23 protein-coding genes are annotated in these 20,358 nt (G+C 39.8%); 16 read left to right on the top strand and 7 right to left on the bottom strand.

Features of this window, described 5'->3' with window-relative positions; translation table 11 throughout:
- The first annotated feature begins 32 nt into the window (after positions 1-32).
- Genes ndhC through ACNF42_RS03565 form a run of 15 tightly spaced genes read left to right on the top strand, consistent with a single transcriptional unit; the run spans position 33 to position 10,871 of the window.
- Positions 33-473, top strand: a complete 441-nt coding sequence (gene ndhC, locus ACNF42_RS03635) for an NADH-quinone oxidoreductase subunit A (protein WP_443339097.1) — start codon at positions 33-35, stop codon at positions 471-473.
- A complete protein-coding gene (locus ACNF42_RS03630; RefSeq protein WP_443339095.1) occupies positions 470-934 on the top strand; it encodes an NADH-quinone oxidoreductase subunit B in 465 nt (154 codons plus the stop codon). Before ndhC ends, ACNF42_RS03630 begins: the two co-directional genes overlap by 4 nt.
- Before the next feature lie 5 nt (positions 935-939).
- Positions 940-1,401 (top strand): NADH-quinone oxidoreductase subunit C, encoded by a 462-nt coding sequence (locus ACNF42_RS03625; protein WP_443339093.1) that lies wholly within the window; start codon positions 940-942, stop codon positions 1,399-1,401.
- Between the two features lie 2 nt (positions 1,402-1,403).
- Positions 1,404-2,522: an NADH-quinone oxidoreductase subunit D gene (locus tag ACNF42_RS03620; protein ID WP_443339119.1), complete on the top strand. Its 1,119-nt coding sequence runs from the start codon at positions 1,404-1,406 to the stop codon at positions 2,520-2,522.
- The gene (gene nuoH, locus ACNF42_RS03615) at positions 2,519-3,562 is read left to right on the top strand and encodes an NADH-quinone oxidoreductase subunit NuoH (protein ID WP_443339091.1); all 1,044 of its coding nucleotides are present in this window, start codon (positions 2,519-2,521) and stop codon (positions 3,560-3,562) included. The genes ACNF42_RS03620 and nuoH overlap by 4 nt, the downstream gene beginning before the upstream one ends.
- Positions 3,559-3,999 carry an NADH-quinone oxidoreductase subunit NuoI gene (nuoI, locus tag ACNF42_RS03610; protein WP_443339089.1) on the top strand — a complete coding sequence of 147 codons (441 nt, stop codon included), beginning with the start codon at positions 3,559-3,561 and terminating at the stop codon, positions 3,997-3,999. Before nuoH ends, nuoI begins: the two co-directional genes overlap by 4 nt.
- Positions 3,996-4,244 (top strand): NADH-quinone oxidoreductase subunit J, encoded by a 249-nt coding sequence (locus ACNF42_RS03605; RefSeq protein WP_443339086.1) that lies wholly within the window; start codon positions 3,996-3,998, stop codon positions 4,242-4,244. Before nuoI ends, ACNF42_RS03605 begins: the two co-directional genes overlap by 4 nt.
- A complete protein-coding gene (locus ACNF42_RS03600) occupies positions 4,237-4,455 on the top strand; it encodes a hypothetical protein (protein ID WP_443339084.1) in 219 nt (72 codons plus the stop codon). The genes ACNF42_RS03605 and ACNF42_RS03600 overlap by 8 nt, the downstream gene beginning before the upstream one ends.
- Positions 4,455-4,754 (top strand): NADH-quinone oxidoreductase subunit NuoK, encoded by a 300-nt coding sequence (nuoK, locus tag ACNF42_RS03595; protein ID WP_443339082.1) that lies wholly within the window; start codon positions 4,455-4,457, stop codon positions 4,752-4,754. The genes ACNF42_RS03600 and nuoK overlap by 1 nt, the downstream gene beginning before the upstream one ends.
- Positions 4,748-6,649, top strand: coding sequence for an NADH-quinone oxidoreductase subunit L (gene nuoL, locus ACNF42_RS03590; RefSeq protein WP_443339080.1), 1,902 nt, complete (start codon positions 4,748-4,750; stop codon positions 6,647-6,649). The genes nuoK and nuoL overlap by 7 nt, the downstream gene beginning before the upstream one ends.
- 1 nt (position 6,650) lies before the next feature.
- Positions 6,651-8,135, top strand: a complete 1,485-nt coding sequence (locus ACNF42_RS03585) for a complex I subunit 4 family protein (RefSeq protein WP_443339078.1) — start codon at positions 6,651-6,653, stop codon at positions 8,133-8,135.
- Positions 8,136-9,560, top strand: a complete 1,425-nt coding sequence (gene nuoN, locus ACNF42_RS03580) for an NADH-quinone oxidoreductase subunit NuoN (RefSeq protein ID WP_443339075.1) — start codon at positions 8,136-8,138, stop codon at positions 9,558-9,560.
- Positions 9,557-9,907, top strand: a complete 351-nt coding sequence (locus tag ACNF42_RS03575; RefSeq protein WP_443339073.1) for a hypothetical protein — start codon at positions 9,557-9,559, stop codon at positions 9,905-9,907. The genes nuoN and ACNF42_RS03575 overlap by 4 nt, the downstream gene beginning before the upstream one ends.
- Positions 9,904-10,164, top strand: coding sequence for a hypothetical protein (locus ACNF42_RS03570; protein ID WP_443339072.1), 261 nt, complete (start codon positions 9,904-9,906; stop codon positions 10,162-10,164). The genes ACNF42_RS03575 and ACNF42_RS03570 overlap by 4 nt, the downstream gene beginning before the upstream one ends.
- A gap of 14 nt (positions 10,165-10,178) precedes the next feature.
- A complete protein-coding gene (locus tag ACNF42_RS03565; protein ID WP_443339070.1) occupies positions 10,179-10,871 on the top strand; it encodes an enoyl-CoA hydratase-related protein in 693 nt (230 codons plus the stop codon).
- Here the strand turns inward: ACNF42_RS03565 and tatC are convergent.
- Genes tatC through ACNF42_RS03550 form a run of 3 tightly spaced genes read right to left on the bottom strand, consistent with a single transcriptional unit; the run spans position 10,860 to position 12,412 of the window.
- Positions 10,860-11,687, bottom strand: a complete 828-nt coding sequence (gene tatC / locus ACNF42_RS03560) for a Sec-independent protein translocase TatC (protein ID WP_443339068.1) — start codon at positions 11,685-11,687, stop codon at positions 10,860-10,862. The two genes, ACNF42_RS03565 and tatC, sit on opposite strands and share 12 nt — an antisense overlap.
- Positions 11,687-11,995, bottom strand: coding sequence for a Sec-independent protein translocase subunit TatA/TatB (locus tag ACNF42_RS03555; protein ID WP_443339065.1), 309 nt, complete (start codon positions 11,993-11,995; stop codon positions 11,687-11,689). Before ACNF42_RS03555 ends, tatC begins: the two co-directional genes overlap by 1 nt.
- A gap of 51 nt (positions 11,996-12,046) precedes the next feature.
- Positions 12,047-12,412, bottom strand: a complete 366-nt coding sequence (locus ACNF42_RS03550) for a heavy metal-binding domain-containing protein (RefSeq protein WP_443339062.1) — start codon at positions 12,410-12,412, stop codon at positions 12,047-12,049.
- A gap of 114 nt (positions 12,413-12,526) precedes the next feature.
- Here ACNF42_RS03550 and ACNF42_RS03545 point away from each other — a divergent pair, with 114 nt between their 5' ends.
- The gene (locus tag ACNF42_RS03545; RefSeq protein WP_443339059.1) at positions 12,527-16,774 is read left to right on the top strand and encodes a S53 family peptidase; all 4,248 of its coding nucleotides are present in this window, start codon (positions 12,527-12,529) and stop codon (positions 16,772-16,774) included.
- Positions 16,775-16,949: 175 nt separating this feature from the next.
- Here the strand turns inward: ACNF42_RS03545 and ACNF42_RS03540 are convergent, their stop codons facing one another.
- The 4 genes from ACNF42_RS03540 to ACNF42_RS03525 all read right to left on the bottom strand — a co-directional run bounded on the left by ACNF42_RS03540 (position 16,950) and on the right by ACNF42_RS03525 (position 20,344).
- Entirely contained in the window at positions 16,950-18,419 is a 1,470-nt protein-coding gene (locus ACNF42_RS03540; RefSeq protein ID WP_443339057.1) for a dihydrolipoyl dehydrogenase, read from the bottom strand.
- A 49-nt stretch (positions 18,420-18,468) separates the two neighbouring features.
- A complete protein-coding gene (locus tag ACNF42_RS03535) occupies positions 18,469-19,281 on the bottom strand; it encodes a DMT family transporter (protein WP_443339116.1) in 813 nt (270 codons plus the stop codon).
- Between the two features lie 111 nt (positions 19,282-19,392).
- Positions 19,393-19,731 (bottom strand): TA0956 family protein, encoded by a 339-nt coding sequence (locus ACNF42_RS03530; protein ID WP_443339055.1) that lies wholly within the window; start codon positions 19,729-19,731, stop codon positions 19,393-19,395.
- Between the two features lie 4 nt (positions 19,732-19,735).
- Positions 19,736-20,344 carry a peroxiredoxin gene (locus tag ACNF42_RS03525; RefSeq protein ID WP_443339053.1) on the bottom strand — a complete coding sequence of 203 codons (609 nt, stop codon included), beginning with the start codon at positions 20,342-20,344 and terminating at the stop codon, positions 19,736-19,738.
- Positions 20,345-20,358 lie beyond the last annotated feature (14 nt).

Here is a 20,358-nt window from a genome sequence, read left to right as displayed (position 1 = left end):
ACACTTAAATATTTTCCACAAATACCCAATCCATGTTATTATACGGATACATACCAGCCATAATCACCCTTATTTTGCTGGTCTTAGCTATGTATTTAGTATTCTCGATTCTTCCCGCCTTAAGTCAGGCTAGAACAAAATCTGACATGAATAAAATATCTCTGAAACCCTCTGAAATATTGAAGGATCTTGCCAAGGAAGCTTCTCCTGTTAAGGGTTCTTCATACACAGCACCCTACGAATCAGGTGAGGTTGCAAGAGGGTCATACAATAATTTTGTTAGAGTTCAATATTATGTTATTGTTCTTCTGTTCATTCTTTTTGACGTGGATATGGCCCTTCTTCTGCCGTGGGCATTCGATTTTAAGGCACTTGGATTCTATGACTTCATGGAAACCATTTTGTTTATCTTAATGCCGATGACAGCGGTATATTATGCGTTCAGGAAAGGTTACATGAGGTGGCTTAAATGAAGACAGGGGATGCTGGTTTTATAACTACAACACTGGAAAAGGCAATGGAATGGAGCAGGAGCAACTCAATATGGCCACTGACATTCGGTCTGGCTTGCTGTGCCATTGAAATGATGGCAGTCCAGGCATCCAGACTGGACGTTTCTAGATTTGGAAGTGAGGTTTTCAGGAATTCACCAAGGCAATCTGACCTTATGATAGTATCTGGAACGGTCACAAAGAAGATGGCACCAAGACTGAGAAGGCTTTATGACGAAATGCCCTATCCAAAATATGTCATTGCAATGGGCGTATGTGTCATACAGGGAGGACCGTACAATCAGGGGTATTCAGTTGTCCTTGGTGTGGACAGGGTTGTTCCCGTTGATGTTTATGTTCCAGGGTGCCCACCAACTCCTGAGGCTCTTACAAATGGAATTATTTTGCTTCAAAAGAAGATTAGAAATGAAGCGGACAGGTGATCAGATTGGCCTATGAAATTAAAGAAGAGACAGGAAAAGATGGAAGAAAAGTATTGAGGATTGACAGGGACCACCTTCTGGATTTAATGAAAGACCTGAAAAAAGAGGGATATGATCACCTTTCCCTTATCTCTTCGGTGGACTTCCGTGACAGAATAGAGGTAATATACCACCTGGAGAAATCCTCAGAAAACTTCTCTATGATAGTTGTTAAAACCGAGACAAGGGATACTCACATACCAAGTGTGACGTCTTTGTGGGAAAGCGCAAATTGGGATGAAAGAGAACAGTACGATATGATGGGTGTCATATTTGACGGACATCCAGACCTCAGAAGAATACTCCTTCCAGAGGGGTGGAACGGTTATCCACTGAGGAAAGACTATGATATGAGCAAGGTGCAGTTTGTTAATATGGATGAGGAAGGAAACGATTATGTTAGCTTTGATCCAGGGGATGGGTGGTAATAATGGAGTCTGGTCTTAAGAATAGGTATATTGAACTTAACATGGGTCCCCAGCATCCATCCACACACGGTGTATTAAGGTTAAAGCTGACTCTTGACGGGGAGACGGTTAAGAAAGTTGAACCGATAATAGGATATTTGCACAGAAATGCTGAAAAAATATGCGAACTTGATTTCTACTGTGACGCACTCATTTACTTTGACAGGATGGACTATGTGGGTGCAATGAATATGGAGCTTGGATATTTGGAAGCAGCTGAAAAACTCCTAAATATTGAGCCTCCTGAAAGGGTCAAATGGATTCGTGTCATAATGGCAGAATTAAACAGAATTGCCTCACATCTTGTATGGGCAGGCGCATTCGGTTTAGATCTTGGGATGCTCACACCATTTTTCTATGTTTTCGAAGAGAGGGAAAAAATACTGAACCTATTCACGGAAATCTCTGGTTCCAGACAGGAAACAAACTACATGAGTATAGGGGGAGTTTATCAGGATTTCAACGATAAGATCATTTACAGGATTAAGGAATTTCTTGATGAATTTCCAAAGAAACTGGAAGAGATCTACAATCTCTTTGTTAAAAATGATATTTTCATTTCAAGGACAAAAAACATTGGGATACTGGAACCGGAGGTTGCCTTATCCTACGGAGTGACAGGCCCAATGCTCAGGGCATCGGGGATTCCCTATGATGTAAGAAAGGATGAGCCCTATCTTGTTTACGATAAGATAAATTTCACAGTTCCAATATCAAAGAAAAAGGATGTTCTCGCAAGATTCATAGTCAGATTTGAGGAGATGCGCCAGTCTGTAAAGATTGTGAAGCAGGCTCTTGAAAAACTTCCAGACGGGCCTTATTTCAATCCAAAGGCAAAGAAGTCATTGATGATAAGATTGAGAGGAGAAGGGGACGTTTACGCAAGAACCGAATCAACAAAGGGAGAATTTGGCGTCTATATTGTAGGAGACGGGAGTGTAAAACCATACAGAGTTCACGTTAGAAGCCCTGCATTCAAGAATCTATCTGTGTTACCATACCTTTCGAAGGATGTGCTCATAGCAGATATGGTGGCCATATCTGGATCTATTGATCTTGTTTTCGGTGAGGTGGACAGATGAATCTGCTTACAAGAATTGCCACAATTTTGAGTTTTCTTGGCCATTATCCTGCATATATTCTGGCCTATATTATTGAGACTCTGATTGTTATTATATTTGCAACTGTGGTTGTCGCAGGAATGGTGTATTTCTTCAGAAAATACATGGCAAGGGTCCAGATGAGAATAGGTCCAAATAGGGTTGGAAAATTTGGGGTACTACAGGTTATGGCAGATGGATTGAAATTGATCCAAAAAGAATCAATTATGCCACAGGGGAGAGACGATCTGCCATACAAAGTGGCACCTCTGATTATATTCATCGCCCTCATAATGGGATTTATATTTATCCCTTACGGTCCTCTAGCTTGGCTGGGCACACTAACAGTGACCCACTCAGATGTGAGTCTTGTCATAATGTTTGCCTTAATTGCAATTATGCCTATAGGAGAACTCCTGTCTGGTATAGTTTCAAATAACAAATACGCAGTTCTTGGTTCATTGAGGGGCGTTGCAAAGGATATATCCTTCGAAGTCCCAATGATGCTTTCAGTGCTCGCCATTGTGATGATGGCATCTGCCACAAAAGGAATATCACCACTGGATCTGAATGGGGTTGTGCAGGCTCAAAATATACCATTTGCAATCCTTGAGCCTCTAGGCTTCTTCGTATTTTTGATCTCAATGGCTGCAAGAGCTTCATACTCACCATTTGATATGGGGGAAAGTGACAGTGAACTTGTAACTGGAAATACAACGGAATATAGTGGTCTGAGATTTGGTATGTTCTATCTGGGTCTGTTTGGTACAATATTTCTGGGTTCAATGATTTTGAGCACGCTCTATCTTGGTGGATATAATGGGCCATTTGTCAATTATGTTGGTTTTATATGGCTTCTTATCAAAACCCTTGTAATAGTTGTAATATCTCTTACCATATGGCTCTCAATGCCAAGGGTGAGGATAGACAAGTTTGTATCATTTGGTTGGAAGTACCTTCTTCCAATTTCATTCATAAATCTATTAATTACAGGGTTTTTAGTATTGGGGGGAATTTCATGATTGAAGTAAAAGAGGTTGAAGAGCCAAAGAGAATACCAATTCTTGGCTCAATAGGTGGAATGTACACAGTGTTCAAGCATCTTTTCCAGAAGCCTGTTACGGTCCAATACCCGGAAGAAAAGGAAAATCAGGGAGATAGGTTCAGGTTCAGGATATATCTGAGTACGGATGACTGTGTGGGCTGCACTCTGTGTGAACAGGTGTGCCCAAATCTAACAATAACCATGGTAAATCTGGATAAGGAAAATCCAAGGAACAAGAGAAAAATATACCCATCTGTTAATTTCGGAACATGCACTGTCTGCAGAAATTGCGAGGAGATATGCCCAACCGATGCAATTTATCTTAAAGACGTATTTGAAACTGCAAGGACTAAAAACTCGTTCTTCTACAGTCCAACGGATCTGGAGAAAAACGAGGATGAGGTGAGGAGATGATCTTCACAATAATAGAAATAATCATTGGCATAGTGCTTCTTGCAATGGCAATAATATCGGTGGGTCAGAAGGATATTCTAAGAAGTATCGTTTTTCTAATGTTTTTCCTATTTGTCCTTTCAATTAACTTCATCTATTTAGGAGCAACTCTTATTGGGGCAATCGAGCTTCTGGTCTATGTTGGTGCCATATCAGCGCTTATGGTATTCACAGTTATGATCACAGGAGGTAAGGAATTTGAATAAGGCCACCGCATTCATTGCATCTATACTTTTCTTTCTGGTTATTGCCTTTGCGGAAGTCACAATACCAGGTTCATACACACCATTTCAGCAGAATATCGCAGGAATTTCCTCTCTATTATTTTCAACATATATAATTCCATTTGAGCTTCTTTCAGTTGTTCTTGTAGGCGGCATAATAGGAATGTTCCATACAGCGGAGGATGAGGAATAATGGACGAAAATATGATTCAATTATTTGCCCTTGCAATTTTCAGTGTGGGGCTTTATGGTGTTATGACATCCAAACTGGGAATTAAGATGCTGATTTCAGTGGAAGTAATGTTAAATTCTGCAATATTTAGCCTTGTCTCTGCTGGAATGGCTTCAGGTCATCTATCGCCTCTCGTAATGGCACTCTTTACAATTGCCATAGCAGCCGTTGAATCGGCTGTTGGAATCAGCTTGCTAGTTTCCATATACAGAAAGTTCGGGAAAATCGATATTTCTCTTCTACAGGAGATCAGGTGGTAACATTGTTAAATTATGCATGGTTCATATTTTTGACGCCAATTATTGCTGCACCAATAGCAGCTCTTGCAGGAAGAAAAACCAAGGTTCTTGGTGGGATAATCGCATCCATAGCCATTACGATTTCTCTTATTCTTTCAATTCTTGTATATTTGAGTCTTAGGCTTACCAATGTACCCATTTATCAGACATACAACTGGTTTGGGAACATCAACGCAGGAATTTATGTTGATCATCTTGCCCTTGTAATGGTTCTGATGGTTTCCTTTGTATCATTGATGATACATTTGTTTGCCATTTACTATATGAAGGATGACCCGAGACAGAATACATACTTTGGGGAAACTGCGCTCTTTACAGGAGGAATGCTTGGTCTGATTCTTTCATCAAATCTTTTGGAATTCTTCCTCTTCTGGGAGCTTGTGGGATTATGTTCCTATCTGCTAATAGGTTTCTGGTTTTTCAAGCCAAATGCAGCATCTGCAGCTAAGAAAGCCTTCATTGTAACAAGGGTAGGAGACCTTCTCTTCATTATTGGTCTGGCAATCCTTTACTCTCTCCTGACTGTGAGAAATGTCTCATCTCCATTGAGTATACCATACCTGATAAATAATGCAGGTTTAATTGCCAGTGAAGTTGGACCACAAAACTTAACAATCATAGGTCTCCTCTTCCTGGGTGGAGCCGCAGGAAAATCGGCTCAGTTTCCGCTGCACGTCTGGATTCCAGACGCAATGGAGGGTCCAACCACGGTTTCTGCACTGATACATGCAGCAACCATGGTTACTGCTGGTGTTTATCTCATAGCAAGAGTATTGCCACTTTATGAGAATGCAACATATGTGGCACAGGATTCTGTTCTTTTCATAGGAGCATTTACTGCCATGTTCGCGGGAACTATGGGTATAGTAATGAATGACCTGAAAAGAATATTGGCCTATTCAACAATTTCACAGATTGGATATATGATGGCCTCTTTGGGTATGGTATCAGTTATTGGAACCAGCGTGATTGGCTTCTCCATATATCACCTTGTAGTACATGCTGTGTTCAAGGCCCTACTTTTCATGACCGCAGGAGCGATTCTAATAGCCCTGATGGAACTGAGAGACGTGAGAAAGATGGGAGGTCTCTGGAAGAAGATGCCAGTGACAATCACCCTGATGTTTATTGGGTCAATAACTCTGGCTGCCATTCCACCAACTGCGGCTTACTTTTCAAAGGATACAATCATTGATGCAGCCTATATGTATTACACCAGAAGTGGTGGAAATATATATTCTATCCTCCCCTGGATATTTTTAGTAATAGGTGCATTGATGACCTCTCTCTATACATTCAGAATGTTCTATCTTGTGGCTATGGGCAAGCCAAGATCAAAGCTTGCCGAAGAGGCAAGGGATCCACCTATCATAGCCCTTATACCTCTTATGATACTGGCATTCCTTTCCCTTACACTGGGAATAATACAATACAGATTCTATGATTTCATCTATCCAGCAACCATTCACGTGTCAGTGCCATTCATTGTTGAGTATACCCCTCTTACCATGGTGATCATTGGAATCATTGTAATTGCAGCGGTATATGGAACCGGCATGTGGAAGAACATGGATCTTTCAAAGAACAGAATCTACAAGATTGTTAAGGCCAAGTATTATCTTGATTATCTTTTCACAAGAATCATAGCAGAAAGAACCATTCTGCCACTATCTTCCGGATTTTCAAGAATAGAATCTGGTTTTTCAAGGGACATAGAGGCCACGGGTTCAGGTGCAATGGGTTTTGGGTCCATTTTAAGAAGAATTCAAAATGGTATCGTGGAATATTACTTCGTATTCCTGGTTATTGGAGTTGCAGTTCTTATGCTAATTCTGGAAATAGTGGGAGGTATCTAAAATGTTTATATTGATAATATTCTTGTTACTTTTGCTTTTTGCTCTTTTATCTTTCTTTATTAAGGAGAGTTCATGGAAAATCGCCACACTGGAATCCTTCCTCATTCTTCTTTTAACAGGAATATACGCAGTCCTTAGATTCCCATCATATAACGGTGGTTTCCTTTCCTTATCATCATATCCAATAGATGTATCCATAGGTATATCATTCTCCATAGGCGTTAGTGCGCTCTCCATGGCACTCCTGTTTCTTTCATCTGTCGTTATGTTTATTGCCATATATGTATCTAACAGGGAAAAGTTTGACAGGAGTTTTTATGGTCTTATGCTAACAACAGAACTCGGATTGTATGGTCTCCTGATCTCTAGAAATTTTCTCTTTTTCTATGTATTCTGGGAAGTCATCATAATACCCGTATTCCTGTTAATAAGCATGTATGGGGGAAATGGAAGGGAAAAGGCTGCCCTCAAGTTCTTCGTTTATACTCAACTTGGATCCGTTTTTCTGCTCCTTTCCATACTGACTCTATTCTCCTTCTATGGAACATCATATCATGTGTTCACATTAAATATGGGAAAACTCCTGAACAGTTCATTCATAACAAACCACATAACAAAACCCAATTCTTTCTGGACAGATTTCCTTCTCTTCGGTTTCTTCTTCTCTTTCCTGGTAAAAATGCCCTCATTTCCGCTTCACTCATGGCTTCCTGATGCATATACGACTGCGCCATATCCAGTTTCAATAGTTCTGGCAGGGGCAATTTCTCTGATGGGAGGTTACGGTTTCTTTGCAGTCCTGTTACCAATAGTGGCTGTAATAAGTAGTGCAATTGCGTGGACTATAATAATTCTGGGTATCTTCAGTCTGATCTATTTTGCTTTGGTTGCAATGTTCCAGACTGATATGAAGAGAATGATGGCATATGCAAGTGCAGCCTCCATGGGTTTCCTGAGCATATCTCTTGGAATCGGGATACTTTCCACAGGAAATATTGCATACCTAGCACTTTCCGGTGGAATATTTCAGATACTGGCACACGGTCTCATAATGGCGCTTGTATTTGCGTCACTGTACATAATCAAAGATACAACTGGAAGCCAGTCCAATATGACCATTTCCGGTCTATTCAGAGAGATGCCTCTCATATCCACATTCTTCCTCGCAGGAGTCATGGCCTCTCTGGGACTTCCGGGACTAGCAGGATTTATAGCGGAGGCATCCATTGTCCTGGCCTCCTATCAGGTAATAGGTGTGATCATCTTCTTCATAATATTCGGAATGATCATCACTGCATCATATCACGTGTGGATGGTGCAGAAGTCATTAAACGGTCCATACAACGAAAATCTGGGGAAGCTTAAGGATGGTACAAGGATGGAGATACTTGTTCTTTCATTCCTTTTCATAATTATACTAATTCTGGGCATATACCCCTCATTGTTCTATCATATGATATTTGCTTATGTAAAGGGGGTCTTCTGAATGAACGATATATTTCTAAATACTTATCTGACAGTAATGTATCCCGAAATTTTTCTGGGTATTGTAGCCTTCGGAATGCTTTTACTTGGTCGAAAATTCCGTAACTGGAAGCTGTACACAGGTATCACCATGGTTTCTCTTTTGATTGCCATGATCCTTCTTCTGTTGCTCGATTCAGGTAATTATTCCCTATATGGAGGAGCTTTCCAGATCAATAATTTTGGTCTTTACTTTGCTCTCATAATGATTGTGTCCTCTCTCTACGTTGCCTTTTCAGCAGGAACCCTCCTAAAAGATAACCCTGAGATATTCTTTTCAACCTTCCTATTTGTAAATATAGGCATGATAGTGGCAGCCTTCAGTCTCAATCTCATATTCATATTCATAGCATTTGAAGGGGTAAGCGTGGGCACATACATACTGTCCGCATACGGAAAGAGTAAGAGGAATCTTGAGGCATCTGCTAAGTATTTCTTCACGGGTATTATTGCAACGGGATTCATTGTTCTCGGATCATCCTATTATTACACAGCCACAGGTACATTCAATCTCATTTCAGGGGTTCCGGTGAAGGGGGCCATGCTCATAGCCCTCATACTTCTGTTTGTTGGTTTTGGCTTCAAGCTTGCACTGGTTCCAATGCAGCAGTGGGCCGTAGATGCCTATGACGGAACATCCAATCCAGTATCTGCATTTCTTTCATCAGGCACAAAGGTTCTGGCATTCTTCATACTTCTCAGGGTATTCCTTGTGGGCTTTGTCCATTTTTACACAGATGTCTTCTATCTATTCGTAATCGTTTCCATAATTACAATGACATACGGCAATTTTGCTGCGCTTTCAGAGAATAATCTCAAGAGAATGCTTGCATATTCAAGCATTGCACAGGCGGGTTATCTCATACTTGTACTTGCAGTGGTTTCAGGCTCATCATCTGAATTCGCATTTACTGTGGCTATCTTCGCTGCGATGTATTATTCCCTTGTTTACATATTCATGAAAGGTGGATCATTCCTTTCTGTCAGTGCAGTTGCCAAGGATAAGGTAGACATTAAGGATCTGGAAGGTATAGGAAAACAATCTCCACTCTTTGCCATTTCCCTCACCATACTGATGCTTTCCCTGGCTGGAATTCCACCAACGGCAGGTTTCTTTGCAAAATATTACCTGTTTCTCTCCCTGATAAGCGGAAACCTTTGGTGGCTTGCAGTCATAGGTATCTTAAACAGTGCAATATCTGTTTTCTACTACCTGAGAATTATAATTATAATGTTCAGGAAGAATGAAAATAACAGGTTCAATCTGGGAAGTTCTGTAATGCTTCCACTTGTTCTTGCAGCAGTGTTGACCATCGGTCTTTCTCTTACGATCTTTGTTTACCCACAGTTGAGCGCAATCGTTGGAGGTTTGGGGGTGGCTAAATGAATCCTGATTATGATATTGAAGTGATAAGATCTTCCCTATATTCAGGGGAAATTGACGACACTGTAAATTTTATCAAGAAAAGTTTAATAAAATATGAGAGGGTCTACAAGATTGAAAAGAACGAGAATTTTAAGAAACATATAAATGTACTGAATGGGATGATGTCTGTACTCGAAGGGAAAAGCACTACGGTTCAGTTGAAAAATATAATGAAGGAAAACTATATTTATGGAGAAGAGGACGCAGATAAATTTCTGGATAGCCTTATCTACATATTTGATTTCTGCATTGACAGATACAACATCAGGTGGCCATCCTTTGACGGAAAGAGGTGTGATGATCTATGAATATAATGGACCTGGAAAAAATTGAAGAGCCGAAGGAACTGGCCGAGGAGATACATCTTCTGAAAAAGGTTGGCGAGCAATTCTTTTTCTCTGAAAAGGCGGGAAGGCTGATCTGTGGCAGAGAGTATCCCCTGATAGAAAATGGTAAGGAATCACCGTATGAGAAGGTTATGGAACATGTTTCCAAGGTTCTCGGCATTAAGGACAGAAAAACTTACGAGGAGGCTGACCTCAGATACAACCTGACGATGTACTGAAAAAGAAATTCAGTATGGAGGAGTTTGAAAAGTATTATGAAATCTCCATATTCAACCCTCCTGAATTTTCCATAGACGTGGAAATACTTCAACTAATGCTTCAAAATTTATCAGAAATTTCCGGAAGCGGAAAATCAATTTTGATCAGGTCAAAAGGAAATTTCTTTTCACTGGGTTACGATTCATCATGCAAGCTTATAAGAGACAGTGAATTTGTCGGCAATATAGTTTCATTAGGTACAGCCATAATGCAGCTTATAAAGAATCATAATGCACCCGTAATAACGCACGCCTCAGGGCACGCATGGGGAGCTGCACTTGAACTTGGAATCATATCTGACGGTTTCATTTCAACAGAAGGATGTGACTTCGCATATCCAGATGCCAGTTTTCATCTGCCACCAATATTTATGGATCCTGTAACGCTAAGGGAGTCCCTGGGTGAAAAGGTATTTTCAAGGCTAATTTCAGGCGGAAAATTATCCTCTTCGGAGGCTTTAGGATATGGAATTCTATCAGGAATAGGGGATATAAATTATGCAATGGAAGAATCCATAAGGATGAATAATGAAACATTTATTGATGCCAAGGAGGGTTTTTCGGTGGACCAGGCCAGAATAAGGAATCACATCAGGAATGTGCGTACGTCCGACACTGGAAAAATCGATCTCAAAGGGCTGGAAGAATACAGAAAGTCACACGTGTGAATCCATATTCGTAACAGCTTCTCGGAGTTCTTTCTTTTTCTGCACTCTCTTTGACGCAGCAATTCCCAAAAAATAAAGCACAATAATTGGAATTGCAAGAAGCATCATTGTAAATCCTGTCACTCCCGGGGAGAATATAACTCCAAATATCAGGGCACCTACAACGGCATATCTCCAGTTATTGCTCCAGAATTGTGCATTAACGACGCCCATATAGGTGAGCCCCACCATTATAACCGGGGTTTCAAAGGACAAACCAAAGGCAATCACATAAATTAAAAAAAAAGAAACGAAACTTGTAATGCTCATTGTGGGTTGTGCCCCAACACCTATATCGAACTGGTAAAGAATATCAAAGAGAAGAGGAGCAATGAAGTATATGCCAATAAATGCTCCTGTTAAAAAAAGGGCAAGGGCTGGCATCAAGGTTATTCTTATCAATTCCTTTTCATTTGCCTTCAATGCAGGGCCTATGAACTTTGATATCTGATAATAAAAATTAGGAGATCCCACAATCACAGAAAGAAAAAGGCATGAGTAAAAATCGGCTACTACTCCATCAGTAGGTTTAATTGCAAGAAGCTGGAATTTTTCAGTCACAACATGAGTTATTAAGAGTTTGAGAAACTGCGATCCCATATTCTCGTAGGGATCGGGATAAATCATGGGAATGGATCTGCCCAGGAAGGTCACGTACCTTGCGTCAAACATTAAAAATATTACAAAGAAAACCAGTACAGGAATTCCAGACCTAATTACGGCAACACGCAAATCCTCAATATTGTCCAGAATGACCTTTAATGGGCCATCTTCCATCAGTTATCACTTTTAAGCTTTTCAGCAAGCTCCTTTTTGATATCTGACACACTGCGGTTGTCAGTCTGAATACCCATACTTTTGGCAAGGTTAATTGTCTGTTCATCCTTAATCTTCTGATCATCCGCCTTCAGTGGCTCTCCGGCCATTGTCTTTCTTATTTCTTCCTGAATTTCGGCCTGTCCCTTTCTGAATTCACCAGTTGCACGTCCTAGATTTCTTGCAAAGTCAGGGATCTTTTTCGTACTTCCAAATAAAACAAGAACTACAACCCCAACAATAACCCATTCCCATAATGCATCTATCATATTTGTACATTGAAAGGTAATATTTATAATTTTAACCTTACTGTTTGCTCATCATGAGAGGCTTACAGGCTCAGTCTTTTCTGTAATTTGCTCAATTTTTACAGCAGTACCATAGGCAACTATTTCGGTCATAACCTGTGCAAAGTCTGATGAATCGAATTTTACATCCAAAACTGCATTGGCTCCAAGGGTTTTTGCCTCTTCCTTAAGTCTGTCAAGAGCTATGGTTCTTGCCTCGTTCAGAAGCTGAATATATTCTTTTATTTCTCCACCCTTCAGAGCCCTGAGGCCAGCCATCACATTTCCACCGATACCTCTGCTTCTTACGGTTATCCCCCATATTGTTCCATAAACCTTTGTTATCTTATATCCTGATATGTAGTTTGTTGATACAACAATTATTTCATCGTCTGCCATAGATCATCATTTATTAGTAATATAAAATCTTGTCGCTTTATTTAAAATATGTATCTATATTAAAATCACATTTAGGAGGAAACCTTTTAATTGTACTTATAGTATACCCCCCAAATGAAAAAACCTGTTTTTAAAAGAAGTATGGTGATTAATGCACTGGTATTTATGATTGTAACGGTGATGATTTTCTCATCTTTTTCCATAGTTGATCAAAATTTAGGCAGTACTAAAAGTTCAGTAGTTTTAAGGGATGAGACCCCTGCAAAACAGTTGAGTTCACAGTCTTATGGAATGATTAAAGTGCCATTTGCCCCTGGGAGTTTAATGGAAAAAGGTGGTATGAGTTATACAGGAAAAACGGAGATCATGGTATCCTTCAGTTTCAACAATCAGAGCGCACTTAACAGTTATTTATCTAACATTTCAAACATTAAGAGTCCATATTATCATAAGTATCTGACAAAAAATCAATTTGATCAGAGATTCTCCACACCAGAATATGTTTACAATCAAGCTGTTAACTACTTCTCTTCATTTTCCGGATTGAAGGTCAGGGAATTCTCTGATCGAATATCAATTCTTATAGAAGGTAATGCATCTTCCCTGGAAAGGGCGATTAACACAACTTTCGTGACAAGTTCAAAGAATGCAAAGACATATTTTGCAACATCGGCCCCGGAGTTGCCTTCATATATTGCACATTATGTTTCCGAAATTTCAGGATTGACAAATAGTCCGTTCAAATACAATCTAAATTTAGGAATTTCTCCAACTACAATTTCAGATAATAAATATTTGAAGAACGGGTACATACAGCCCTACAATGATAGCGGAGTTCAATTGATTTATGGCTCAGATCTTCAAAAGGCATACGATGAAGTGGGTCTTCTAAATATAACATATCCAACCAACGAGGTTGTGGCAACCGTACTTTGGTCAGGAAATAATTCCTCGGGAAAAGACGTGGCTCCATTTGTAAAGTCAAATGTGTGTGATTACTTTAACAAAACTCTACCTTCCTACGAACCCCATCCCCATGTGTATGGAGCTCCAATAAATGGAGCACCATATCCCGGGCCATCAGCCCAGTACGATCACACAGGTGCTAATTATGAAAACACCCTGGATCTTGAAATGGTTGGAAGCATGGCCCCAGGTGCTACAATATATAATGTCTATGGGCCATCTCCTACACTGGTGAACCTTTTATCAGCCTATGCTTTCATTCTGAATCCCAACTCAACTGCTGAAGCCCTCAAGAATGTATCTGTGATCACAAATTCCTGGGGATCTTCAGCCATGCAAAACACCTCCATGAAACAGTATCTCGAAGAAGCTCAGGCAAGAGGAATAACTGTACTTGCAAGCAGTGGTGATTCTGGAGATAACCCCAAGAGTTCAAAGTATGTAGGAACAATAAACTCTTTCCCGGCTATGTGCAGTTACAATGATTTCGGTGTGACATCAGTGGGGGGTACAACACTTACATTGAATAGTAATCTTGGCATAGAAAAGCAAATTGCATGGAATATATCCTCTGCAGATACAGCAGATAGCGGACCAGCTGGAAGTGCTGGAGGAATTTGCATTAACGTCTCCGAGCCATCATGGGAAAACAACACTATGGCAAATAGTGTGATTCAGGGAAAAGGTCTTGGCATTCCCGATCTGTCTGCAATAGGAAATAATACACTAATTTGCATTTCTTCAGATGGGACAACAGGGGAAGCTGCGGTGTGGGGGACAAGTATTGCATCGCCTGTTACAGCGGGAATGATTGCTGAAATGAACGCAGTCTTAAATATGTATAACAATTCAAATGTAGGATTCTTAAATCCGTCTCTGTTCAGAATTGCAAATGAGCAGCTGCAAAAGGCCACTTACCATTCAGATAATGGAGCAATCGATACTGGTTCATACAACTCAACCCTACCTATGCAGGTAGTCTATAATGTGGATACCGGGAATAACTATCTCTACAAGGCAGGGTATGGATACAACCTTGTCACAGGATGGGGGTCGCTTAACGATTACAACTTCACAGTTTTCCTTCTGAACAGGAGTTTTAATGGTAAGATATTTGCAATGGACGGTGTCAGGGCATATATGAATCTTTCTGGTCTCAATGTGACCTCATATCTATTCAATTCTACAAGTAACAAATATACCATAAACAGTTTCTATAATGCCTCCATTCAGGAAAATTTATTCCTTGCAAATTCCCTTGGGGCACCCATATACTGGATACAGAATGTGATATACATCAGTGGATCGCAAAAGACAGGATGGATTGTTAACTACACGGGCTGGAAAATTGCACCTTTCTACGGTCTTTATCCAGATTGCGCAGTTTATTCGTACGACTTCCCGGCCGGAAAGTTAATACACTTCCCTCACGATTTTGAGATAACTACATGGCTGGAAAATTATACTAGCGAACTCGGTTCCATAATATATTTCTCAGTAAATAATCAAACTCTCTCCCTGCCTGTTCCAGGTGCAAAATATGTGATTGGTTCATATAATTACAGTTATGAGTGGAATGGTAACCACTATTACAATGGCCCATATCCTGACAACAATGCTTCTGGTGGCCTAGATCCCCAGATAGGCCTTGTTGGTGGCCCGTCCTTAGGAATAGGCAACTTTACACTTCCCACTGGAGGTACCCTGAAGTTTCTGGAGAAGCCCATGGGTATGAACGATTATAAAATTGGCTCCACAAAGCCCTTTTCACTTAACGTGGATGAGACAGGAGAAAGTTCAAAGAATCTTGTTTATACAGAAGGTCAAAACGGCCAATATAATTTGTCTATAAGGAACGGATCAACGGAGCAGGGTTTACTCACATATCAGGTTCCAGGTTGCATGGTTACTTTCAGTGAGACGGGGCTTGGTAAGAATATACCATGGTATGTAAATATCACCGGGGAAAATAGTTCCGGACCAATAATGAAAAATCAGTATGTAACTCACCTTTCCAATGGCACATACACTGTAAAAGTTCAATCTCAGGGAAATCTTTATAGCGCAACATACAACAGATCATTTACCATAAAAGGGAATCCACTATCACTGGATGTAATCTTTTCTCCATATTATACAAAAGTTACTTTCAATGAAACCCATCTCCCAAATAACACAGAATGGTTTGTAAATCTTAGCAATGGAAACAACAGTTCATCCTCAACGGGAAACATTACATTTTCTCTCCTTAACGGTTCCTATTCCTATACAGTATCTTCCCTTGATAAAAACCTAAGGGCCAATTCTTCTTCCTTCAACGTTCAGGGTGTATCTCTTAATATAAAGGTATCTTTCATTCCTGTTCTGTGCGATGTCAATTTCACTGAGAATGGACTTCCCTATGGTGCTATATGGTACGTAAATGTATCCGGTCAATCAGGTTCAGGTCCAATAGAGGCAGGTTTCTTCAATATGGAATTAGAAAATGGCTCCTATACAGCAAAAATTCAGACCGGTGATAAGATGTATCATCCAGTCTATGTCTCAGGTTTCACTGTTAATGGTTCAAAAAGGATTCAGGTACAGTTCTTGCCCACAACATACAGGATCACGTTTGCCGAACATGGAATTCCAAATAATACTGAATGGTACCTAAATCTCACAGGGACAAGCGACGAAACTCAGACCAATCATTCTGAGATAAATATGTCATTAACAAATGGCACCTATGATTTCATAGGTTCCGCATATGAAAATGCAAGGTTTTCAGCCAACGGGACCTTCACGGTTAATGGTTCAAATCTTACAGTTCCAGTAAACTTCTCCAAAGCATTTCTTGTCTTATTCCAGGAAGATGGTCTAAAATCTGGTTTATACTGGTCAGTTCATATATCCAACGGTTTAGGAAACACTACCAAAGCAGGACAGAGCATATCATTTTACCTGACAAACGGATCATACAGTTACACTGCCATGGCATCTGAAATTTCTTATCACGCAAAATACAACAGCAATTTCAGAGTCTCAGGCTTACCTGTAACTTTAAATGTTACATTTGTTCAGGTCAAGTACAGAGTCACATTTACAGAAACAGGAATACCAAATGGAACAGTGTGGTATGTGAATATAAATTCAATAAATGTGTCATCAAGTTCCTCCTCATTCATATGGGGTAATCTAACGAACGGTACATATTCATTCTCTCTCTATTCCAAAGGATACGTAAGCAATTCTACATCTAGCTTCACTGTAAATGGGAGCAATGTGGTAATCCATGTTACATTCAATAGGAATAAGGTAAACTCAGGATTTTCTGTTTTGCTAATAATACTCCCGGTCATTGCTGCATTAATAATAGTGCTTTTCTATTTCGCTTTCAGGAAAAGGAAGTGGTAGATTGATTATTTAGAATTACCCCTATTTTTCAAAAGAAACTTCCTTTGAATTATTTTTTAACACTTATTGAATCATCCTGGTAGAGATTAGATTGGTTTTCGGGCATTATATTCCTCATCCCATTAATCTCAATATTTCTCTCTTTGTAAGATAATTTATGAATTTTTCTTCTTTCCTAAGCCAGTTTTCTTGCTGCCTTTGAAATGCCTTCATTTGTCGTGGGGTGCTGGTCTGGGAATTTTGCAACATCATTTACTGTAAGGGAGTTAAAGACAGCTGTTCCTATCTCATTTATCAGTTCAGGTGCATTTATGCCCACAACCCAACCTCCTACAATCCTTCCTGAGGACCTTTCAACAAACAGTCTGATTTCCCCATCCTGCTCTTCGTACATTTGAGCACGGGAATCTTCTGAGAGAGCATAGGAAATTTCCACAATATCCATTCCCATTCTCTTTGCCTCATTTCTCAGTATGCCCACATAGGAAATTGGAGGGAAGGTAAAGATGGATACTGGAACATCTGTGAAGTTCATCTTATCCTCATTTCTTCCAATTATATTGTTTGCAGCTACAATGGATTCTCGTACGGCTGCGTGGAAATATGGGGTTTTTCCTGTAATATCTCCTGTTGCGAATATGTGTGGAACACTGGTTCTCATTGTTTCAGATACCTCGATTATCCCTCTCGGATCATATTTTATTCCCGTAAGTTCAATTCCTTCCGGAATCACTCCCTTTCTTCCTACGGCCAGCAGAACTTCATCCGCTTCCATGTCAAGGTCGACTCCATTTTCTGTATAGTTAATTCTTAAATTCCCCCTCTTTCCACTAACACTCTTGATTGTAGTGTTCAAATGAACACGAAAGGGCGTAATGAGTGGATATGAATATTTCACCAGATCTCGATCCACATTTCTTAAAACAGTTTCAGTTCTCACGAACAGATGGATCTCTGTGCCAAGATTGTGGAACATACTGGCAACTTCCAGTGCAATATAACCTCCACCTACAATCACCATTTTCTTTGGGATATACCTGAAATCAGTGGCAAACCTGAAAACATCATCACTTGTTATGCACTGATCAGACCCAGGAAAGGAAATTCTTGAAACAACAGTCCCAGTGGCAATTATGCAGAAGTCAAATTCCACATCTATCTGGCCGCCTTCTGATGTAATTAGAGCACTTTTCTCTCCGGTAAATTTTACCGTACCTTTTATAAAAGTAAGATTTTTGAATGCAGACATCTCCCTTTTGTGCTGTTCAAATCTGACCTGTTGCACCTTATCCTTATGTTCCTGCAGGGATCTGAAATCTACACTATGATTAAAATTAAGCAGTCTCTTACCCCTTGACTTTATCTCAATCAGTTCCCTCAGTGTCTTTGAAGGAATGCAACCCAGGTAAAGACAATTACCTCCCAGTACCCCTTTTGGATCTGCCATCAAGACACTTTTACCTGATTCAGCAAGCTTAAATCCGCCGGGATATGCTCCACCACCCCCGCCTATAATGAGTACGTCAACTTTTATGTTTATCCATTTCCTTATAGTATTTATATGCTGAAACTTATATGTGATAACCCACCTGTAAATTCCCTCAATCAGTCTCACTATGGATATATAATGAAGATTGGTACTCATATTAAATGAATCTCAATTTTCCCATACTTATTCCAATTTAATTGTCTTCTCAGCTTTTTAATGATAAGGATGTGGTGAATGCACCACTGATTATGAGGAGTGTACCTCCAATAATTGTGTATATATCAGGTACCTGCTCCAAAAGAACAAGTGCAAATATTATGGCGAATACTGGATCAAGATAACTTAGGATTGAAACAAGCTGTATGCTTAACTTTTTCATGGAATCATACCATAAAAAGAGTGCAGCGACTGTTTGTATGAGACCTGAAAATACGGCAATGAACAGATCGATCCATGTAAATGAGAACTTTACGAGAAAGAGAAAGGGGAAGAGGATTATTGTTGACAGGAATACCTGAATGAAAACAAGATTCAAAGGCTTAACAAACTGAGTTGAATGCTTGCTTACAATTGAAAGCAGGCCGTAAGTGATACCTGAGAGAATTGCGAATAGGACTCCAAGAATATTAATATCCAGATTTCCGGTGGACATGATTATTATGCCAGAAAACGAAATAAATATTCCGAGAGCGCCACTCTTTGTTATTTTTTCCTTCACCAGGGGAGAAAGAAGTACAGTTATAACGGGACCTGAATAATAGAATATGATTGCCTCAGATATGGGAATGATATTAACCGCATAGAATAAAAAAACCCAGTTGGCTGCCAAGAGTATGCCGGATAAGACAACATAAGCATTAAACAGAGCGCTCAGGTCCCCTCTTATGTCCTTTTTCATTAAGGAGTAGAGAACAATGGTGGAAACAAAAACCCTGAAAAAAACAAAGACCGGTGAAGGAAGGGCAGACCATACAGAAAATATGGGTATTGAACCCCATATTACTGTTGAAAGCAATATTTCCGTAAGCCCAAGCTGTTTTTTATCGAAATCGATCGAACCATCCTTTTAGAGGTCTATAATAAAAATAATAAATAGTTTGTTACCTGTCTAAGATTGCCGAGGGAATTTCTATTCGATGTCAAGTTCAACTTCATATCCAAGGCTTTTAAAATCAGAGGATTTAGATGTAAGGAACTTTTTTACATCCTCACTTATTCTGCTGAATGCAAGCGTCATATTTTTCTTATTCACATTCACAACAACAAAACCCAGGGTTTTATCTTCCGGCATTATTTCATCCGTTCTTGCAAAATCCCTGATAAAATCGTCCATATATTCGTCAATATAATCAGATCCTAACATCTCATAAAGAAAATTAAGAGAATCCTTGAATTTTGACATTTCAACACAAATGGTTGATGGATGACCCCCACTGAGGGTCATATTATACATGGCACACTCAGTCATCTGATCATTTCACTCTTTTAAGGTACCATCTCTCTGCGCCATCTTTTTCTCTGTTATAGCTCTCTTCAAGCGTTGCTGGTGCTCCCATTACTCCTGCCTCTCCCTCCTGCCAGTTCACAGGCGTTGCCAATTTCCTTTCCCAGTTGAACTTAAGAGCCTTTATTACTCTTAATATTTCGCTTATATTCCTTCCAACCTCTGCTGGATAATAGGCAATCCACCTTACTCTCTGGTTTGGATCAATAATGAAGACGCCTCTCACAGTAAGGCCGTCCTCGGGATTTATAACATTGAACTCAGAGGCCACTTCTTTGTTTATATCTGCTATTATGGGGAATGGAATTTCAACCCCATACTTTTCCTTTATATCTCTCATCCATGCAATGTGGCTGTATACACTATCAATACTCAATCCTATTAGATTTACATCAAGCTTCTGGAAATCTGCATATCTTTCTGTAAATCCCAAAAACTCTGTTGTGCATACAGGGGTAAAATCTGCTGGGTGCGAGAACAGTAATACCCATTTTCCCTTAAAGGAAGATAGAGTCAGAGGGCCTTTCGTTGTGTTTACGGTAAAATCCGGTGCTTTTTCACCTAGTGCTATCGGCATTTTTGTCACCAGTA

The sequence above is a fragment of the Cuniculiplasma thermophilum genome (assembly GCF_052315355.1).
Lineage (GTDB): Archaea > Thermoplasmatota > Thermoplasmata > Thermoplasmatales > Thermoplasmataceae > Cuniculiplasma.
Note: the sequence above shows the minus strand (reverse complement) of the source record. Positions and strands in the feature narration are given on the sequence as shown.